We start from the raw sequence: 6,045 nt of genomic DNA on the forward strand, positions 1-6,045 counted from the left end.
ACGAAACTTAATATACTTTGCGGCAACGCTCAGGCTTTTGTTGACCATTTGTTCCGACTGCCGCTGTCCATATGACAAACCTTGAGGTGCCCCCTGGTCGCCATAGCCGTGGGCGCCCGCCTCGCGCCGCGCCGCGATCGTCCTGAACCGCTCGGCCACCTGTTCCCGCTCGCGCGCCTGCTGGCGCTCCTGCGCGACCTCGCGGGCACGTTCGGCGGCTAACTGCTCGCGGCGCTGCGCGTCCGCCGCCTCGCGCCGATCGCGATCGACCGCGCCGCTCAACGTCGCCGCGAACCCGTGCAACCGGTGCGACACCCGCTGCCCCACGTCGCGCAGCCACTCCGTCCCCCGGTCGATATACTGGCGCAAGGACCGCCGCTCGATGACGCCGGCGTTGTGCTGCCCAACCTTGGTCGCCGGCTCGTAGTCGCGTCCCTCGCGCTGTGCCTGCCGCTCGGCCCGACGCTCCATCGCCACGACGTTCGGCCCCATGTGCACCGTCGCTTCCTGCTCGCGTCCCTGCCGCTGGTAGCTGCGGTGGTCGACCCGCTCGTGCGACTGCGCCCGTTCCAGCGCCGCGTTCTGCATCTCCGCGAACCGCGCCCGCCAGCGCTCGATCTCCCCGCTGGTCTTCTGGTCCAGTTCGCGCGTCTTCTCCCCCAGCCCCTCCGCGCCGATCCGCCGCGTCGTCGTCAGGAGGTGCGCGTGGTGGTTGCGCTGGTCGCCCTGACGACCAGGTGCGTGGATCGCGACGTCCACCGCCACCCCGTGCCGCTCACTGATTTCCCGCGCGAGGTCGAGCGTCAGGGTCCGCCGCTCGTCGGCCGACAGTTCGGCCGGGAGCGCGATTTCATATTCCCGCGCGACCGTCGAGTTCTTGCGCGTCTCGGCCCGCTCGGCGGCATTCCACAGTGCCGCCCGGTCCTGCACCCAGTCGGGCGCATCGGTGGGAGCGATGATCTCGCGATGCTCGATGCCCTGCTTGCGGGTGTAGTCGTGGACGATGCCGGTGCGCTCGTCCGCGATCTCCACGCCCGCCCGGTAGGCCGCTGCTGCCGTCGAGCTGCGACCGGCGGACCGGCCTACCGTCTTCACCGCAAGATGGAAGCTCGCCATCGCCGCGCACTCCTTGCCATGTGGCAACATGGCGCGGGCGACAGCCCGCTGGGGTTCGGGGCTACGCCCCGACGCACGCAAACGCAAGTTTGCATAAGTGCGCCATTCTCTCCCTACGGTCGTTCTGGTGGCGTCGTTCGTGATTGTGCGATATGGCGCCCCGCGTTCGTGCTTTCATGCGGAGAAGCTATGGCGCGCCCGACGCTCGAATCCATCGAGAAGGCCCAGCAGCGGGTCGATCAGGCCAAGGCCCGGTTACAGGCGCTTCAGGCCCGCGCCTCCGCCCTCGATCGCAAGGCCGATGCCCGCCGCAAGATCATCCTCGGCGGCTTGCTCATCGATGCCGCGATGAAGGACGCGGAATGGGAAAAGCGGCTGAGTGTATTAATGGACCGGATCAGCCGCGATCAGGATCGCAAGGCGTTCGAGGGCTGGACCTTCCGGGGTGGCCCCGCCGATGGCTGAACCCTTCGACCCGTCCGAGTTCGACGCAGGTCCGCCCTCCGGCGATCCCCACACCGACTACCGCACCCTGCTCGACGCCATGCGCCGCGCCGGGGCCGAGGGGATCGCGGAAGAGGCGGGCGCACTGGCCCGCCAGATCGAGCAGGACGCCCGCCAGAGGGCCGACTGGGGCCGGACGGTAGGATCGGAGGTTCGCGACCTGCAACGCGCCACAGCGGCGCTCCAGCGGGCCAGTACGGGCATCTGGCTCGACCGGCTCAAGGAATGGCTCTGGGCCGCCCTGATCGCGCTGGCGGTGATCTTCGCCGCGACCCTCGCCTACCGATGGGCCAAGGAACCCGTCATCGAGCAGCACCTGTACGGCTGCGCCGGTCGCTGGAACGCCAAGACCCATACCTGCAAGGGCGGATGGGTGCCGCTACAGGCCCGGCAGACCCCCTAGGAAGCCCGTACAGCGCGATTCCGGGGCTGCCCCCTCCCCAACCCACTTCTACCCTGCCAAGCATCTCTATGCCCGCCACACGCGCTCCGATCGCGACGGCGCGGACTCACATCCCAACGCACGCGGCGACTAGCCGCGTTCCTTGTTCTTCTTCTGTTCCCTCTGATCTAATGATCGTCCACCAGCCTCGTCGGTCGGGCGTGGCCGCTCATTAGATCATTAGAAGAGAGAGCAAAAAATGTCCTTTTTTCTCAATACTTTATGGAGGGGGGGTGTGACTCCTAGGAGTCACAGGGGTGTGACTCCTAGGAGTCACAGGTCTGTCCTGTAACTTGACAAGTAAGTCGCGTTTTGCGACCGGTGTTTGTCCAGTTTTTCGACACCGGAGTCACACCCCTGTGACAGATACGCGCACTTTACCGGCTGCCCCTTCTTCGCCCGGATCATGGGTCCAAACAGATCGGGCTACCCACGAGGCATGGGCGCGCATGTCGGTCAAAAGTCCGCGCGCTTCTGCCCTGCTGCATGTGCTCGTTGCGCGGATCGGCCAGCACAACGCAGTGGTGGCGTCCCAGTCCGTCTTGGCGAAGCTGATGGGCTGCAACCGGCGCACCATCGTCCGCGCCATACAGGACCTCGTGGAAGGCCGATGGATCGAAGTCCGCCAGATCGGAGACCGAGGTACCGTGAACGCCTACGTCGTGAACGATCGGGTTGCGTGGCATGGGCCGCGAGAAGGACTACGCTACTCGCTGTTCAGCGCGACCGTGATCCTCGCTGAAAGTGAGCAGCCAGACGGGGGCGAACTGGGGCAGCAAGAGCCGTTGAGGAAGTTGCCTCGGCTGTTCCCGGGCGAACGTCAGTTGGCGGGAGGTGAGGGTGAGCCCCCCCCCAGCGAGCCGTCTCTTCCCGGCATGGAACCCGACCTCCCTGCGATGCTCGAACCCGCCGATCGGGGGCCAATGGACGAACCTCAAAGCATCGGCTCGCTCACAGGAACCTTGCTGGGACGGTTAGGCGATGCGTAAACCAAGGTTTACCCCTTACCCCTATACTGGTTTACGCTGGTTGCCCCTATGAGTTTATCCCCCGCAGAGGCGGCGAAGCACGTCGGGCTGACCAAGCAATCGGTCATCAAAGCCATTCGATCTGGGCGAATTTCTGCCGTCAAAGACGCAAGTGGAGGATGGTTGATCGAACCAGTCGAACTTTTCAGGGTTTGGCCTGCCGTAAACCAAGATAGGGGTAAGGTTACCCCTCAGGTTGACGCTGGTTTACCCCCCGAAAATAACGAGGTTGTCACCCTGTTGAAGGCGCAAATCGACCTTCTCCGCTCTCAACTGGATGACGTGCGCGCCGATCGCGAGGACATCCGGGCCGATCGCAATCACTGGCGACAGATGGCTGAACGCGGTCTGCTTACCGATCAACGCTCGTCCCCCGAGCGGACGCCGGTCGCCGCCACGGAAATGGTGGAGAACGTTGAGCAGACGCCACCCCCGCCCCTTCCTTCCACTTCCACAGGCGGGTTTTGGTCCCGCCTATTTGGTCGCCAGGGCGACAGCCCTAGCGAGCAGTGAGGATCATATGGACGACGTAGAAACCCCGATCGAGCGGCCCGACGTGATCGTGCCAGACACCGGTCCGCTGATCCATCTGGCCCAGACCGATGCCCTGCATCTGCTCCACCAGATCGGCGGGCGTGTGGTGGTGGCCGATATGGTCGCGTTCGAGGCGACGCAGGATATGACCAAGCCCGGAGCGCAGGAAATACAGGACTGGCTCGATGCGGGGCAGAGGCCCGACAGCAACGCGCCGGTGCTGGTCGCCTCGACCGAGATCGGCAGGCTATTCGCCAAGGCCCGCATCGTCGATCCTACCACGCGCGCCAAGGACTCCGGCGAACTGGCGATCATGCAGTGGCTGGGAAGTTATGTGGACTACCATAGCGATGCCAGCATCCTCATCGTCTATGAGAACGGCAAGATACCGCGCTTCGTGCGCGAGACGGGGCTGGATATAGCGACGGACGTGCTGACCACGCGCGCCTTCCTCGAACTGGCCGAGCGGCGCGGGATCGTGAGCAGCGCGGAAGACGTGTGGCAGCGCATCGTTGACGTGGCTCCCACCGCCAACCCCCAAGTTGCCACCATGTCGATCCGAAAGCCAAAATAGGGCCACTTACTCTCTCAAAAATTAAGGCGGGGAAATCCCCGCCTTAATCTAGTTTTTATTGGATGCGTCAGTTTGTCTTGAGTTCTACCGTGTAGGAGAATTTGTCACCTGTCTCCTTTACCGTAAACTCATAGCGCAGATTTACGCTTTGGCCACGCGTGAAGCCAGACTGCAAGCTAAAGCTGACAGCTTGTCCGTTTGATACAACCGTACCATTATTCAAGCCTTCAAAAGAGGCTGCGACATTAGAGCCGGTGGTGAGATTAACCGCCGTAACATTCTGGATGGTAAAGCTGCCGCCAGTGGCAGAAAATCTGAATTTATCGATAGTCACCGTTGTGGGACAGCCGTTACCCACACAGCTTTGCGACTTCGAAAGCGATGCAGACGTTGTGTAAGGCAGCTTTAGAAGCTCTTGCTGGCCCGTGAACTCATCGATTCTGTACAGCATCAAAGAGGGAGCCACAGCCGTAATTGCTACGGTGGTAGGCGCGCTGTTTACAGTCCCGTCGTTGACAACCAACGTAGCAACATAGGTTCCGGCTACATCAGCGGTAAAGTTGGTAACCGATTGCGTATTCGTCGACAACGACGCGGTGCTGCCAGCGGGCTTGGAGGTCAGATTCCAGTCATATTTCAGCGTATCGCCATCGGCATCGCTGCTGCCCCGCCCGTCTAGTGTGACAGTCGAGCGTGTGGGGACATTCTGATCCTTACCGGCATTAGCAACAGGCGCAGCGTTAGCCCTGCTTGACGTAATCGTCACGCTATCTGCCACGCTCTTTAGCGAGCCATCACTAACGATGAGCGACAAGATATAATTTCCGGCAACATCTGGAACGAATGTCGGCTTCGCAGCGGTAGCGGACGACAATGTTGCTGTGCTCCCTGATGGACGGGCATCCATCGTCCACTGATAGGTGAGCGCATCACCGTTGGCATCGCTGCTTCCGCTACCATCAAGGGTTACCAGAGCACCGTTTTTGACATTCTGATCTGGGCCAGCATTTGCTACGGGAGCCGCGTTCGCAACCGTAGCCGTAATCGTGACATCGACAGGCGCACTATCAACCTTGCCGTCGTTAACAATCAAGGTCACGACATAGGTACCAGCAACATCTGCCATGAACGTCGGCTTTGCGTCCGTTGCAGACGAAAGGGTCGCAGCACTGCCCGAAGGCCGTGACTTGAACGCCCATTTGTACGTCAGCGTGTCCCCGTTCGCATCGACGCTAGCACTGGCGTCCAAGGTTACAGACGTCTTGGTCAATACGTTCTGGTTCGGGCCGGGATTGGCGACGGGAGCCGTATTGGTCGGAGTCGGGGCTGGTGTCGGCGTAGGCGTAGGCGTCGGTGTCGGCGTGGTAACCACTGGTACGGTTACGCTGCCGGATTCATCGCCACCACATCCTGCAAGCAGGACAGCCAACGTCATACTTCCTGCCAAAGCAAGGTTTTTCAATTTTATCATTTATTACCCCCGTTAGATTTCCCGTCGAATAGTGCCTTACAAGAGATTGTTGCAAGCATGTCCATGTTGGTCGGCTGCGGTAGGGTTTACCGGCTCAAGCCCTGATCGCGTTGCAGGACCAGCTCGCGGTCGCGCAGCTGCTGGTCCACGGCGCGGGCCATCTGCGGTTCTCGCTGGATCCGCTCGATATACAGATCCTTCGTATGCTGGTTCGCCCCGTTGTAGGCGTCCACCGCGCGGCGCAGCGCCTCCGGGGTCGCCCGCCAGTCGCTGCTCTGGTCGGGAGCACCTCAAGGTTTGTGACACGGACAGCGGTAAGCTGAACAGGTAGCGAACAGGGCGGCTCAGGCCACCTTGGCTCCGGGTCCGCCGGCGA

The 6,045-nt window shown here is 62.1% G+C and carries 8 protein-coding genes; 4 read left to right on the forward strand and 4 right to left on the reverse strand.

Annotated elements, in window-relative coordinates:
• Positions 1–1,116: MobQ family relaxase (gene mobQ / locus GGQ96_RS20935; protein WP_184117176.1), on the reverse strand; the 1,116-nt coding region annotated here is incomplete at its 3' end.
• A gap of 189 nt (positions 1,117–1,305) precedes the next feature.
• On the opposite strand from mobQ, the gene GGQ96_RS20940 reads away from it, so the two are divergent.
• The 3 genes from GGQ96_RS20940 to GGQ96_RS20950 all read left to right on the forward strand — a co-directional run bounded on the left by GGQ96_RS20940 (position 1,306) and on the right by GGQ96_RS20950 (position 3,051).
• On the forward strand, positions 1,306–1,581 hold the full coding sequence (locus tag GGQ96_RS20940; protein ID WP_184117177.1) for a conjugal transfer protein TraD: 276 nt from the start codon (positions 1,306–1,308) through the stop codon (positions 1,579–1,581).
• Complete coding sequence (locus GGQ96_RS20945) at positions 1,574–2,023, forward strand: hypothetical protein (protein WP_184117178.1); 450 nt, start codon at positions 1,574–1,576, stop codon at positions 2,021–2,023. The genes GGQ96_RS20940 and GGQ96_RS20945 overlap by 8 nt, the downstream gene beginning before the upstream one ends.
• Positions 2,024–2,511: 488 nt before the next feature.
• On the forward strand, positions 2,512–3,051 hold the full coding sequence (locus tag GGQ96_RS20950) for a helix-turn-helix domain-containing protein (protein ID WP_122973185.1): 540 nt from the start codon (positions 2,512–2,514) through the stop codon (positions 3,049–3,051).
• A gap of 246 nt (positions 3,052–3,297) precedes the next feature.
• Here the strand turns inward: GGQ96_RS20950 and GGQ96_RS20955 are convergent, their stop codons facing one another.
• Positions 3,298–3,453, reverse strand: a complete 156-nt coding sequence (locus GGQ96_RS20955) for a hypothetical protein (protein WP_184117179.1) — start codon at positions 3,451–3,453, stop codon at positions 3,298–3,300.
• Between the two features lie 157 nt (positions 3,454–3,610).
• Between GGQ96_RS20955 and GGQ96_RS20960 the strand changes: the two genes are divergently transcribed.
• A complete protein-coding gene (locus tag GGQ96_RS20960) occupies positions 3,611–4,198 on the forward strand; it encodes a PIN domain-containing protein (RefSeq protein ID WP_184117180.1) in 588 nt (195 codons plus the stop codon).
• A 67-nt stretch (positions 4,199–4,265) separates the two neighbouring features.
• On the opposite strand, the gene GGQ96_RS20965 is transcribed toward GGQ96_RS20960, so the two are convergent.
• Together GGQ96_RS20965 and GGQ96_RS20970 are read right to left on the reverse strand one after the other, a co-directional pair.
• Positions 4,266–5,627 (reverse strand): PKD domain-containing protein, encoded by a 1,362-nt coding sequence (locus tag GGQ96_RS20965; RefSeq protein WP_184117181.1) that lies wholly within the window; start codon positions 5,625–5,627, stop codon positions 4,266–4,268.
• Positions 5,628–5,755: 128 nt separating this feature from the next.
• Positions 5,756–5,902, reverse strand: a complete 147-nt coding sequence (locus GGQ96_RS20970) for a hypothetical protein (RefSeq protein ID WP_246360763.1) — start codon at positions 5,900–5,902, stop codon at positions 5,756–5,758.
• Between the last annotated feature and the right edge of the window lie 143 nt (positions 5,903–6,045).

It is taken from the genome of Sphingomonas abaci (genome assembly GCF_014199625.1).
Lineage (GTDB): Bacteria > Pseudomonadota > Alphaproteobacteria > Sphingomonadales > Sphingomonadaceae > Sphingomonas > Sphingomonas abaci.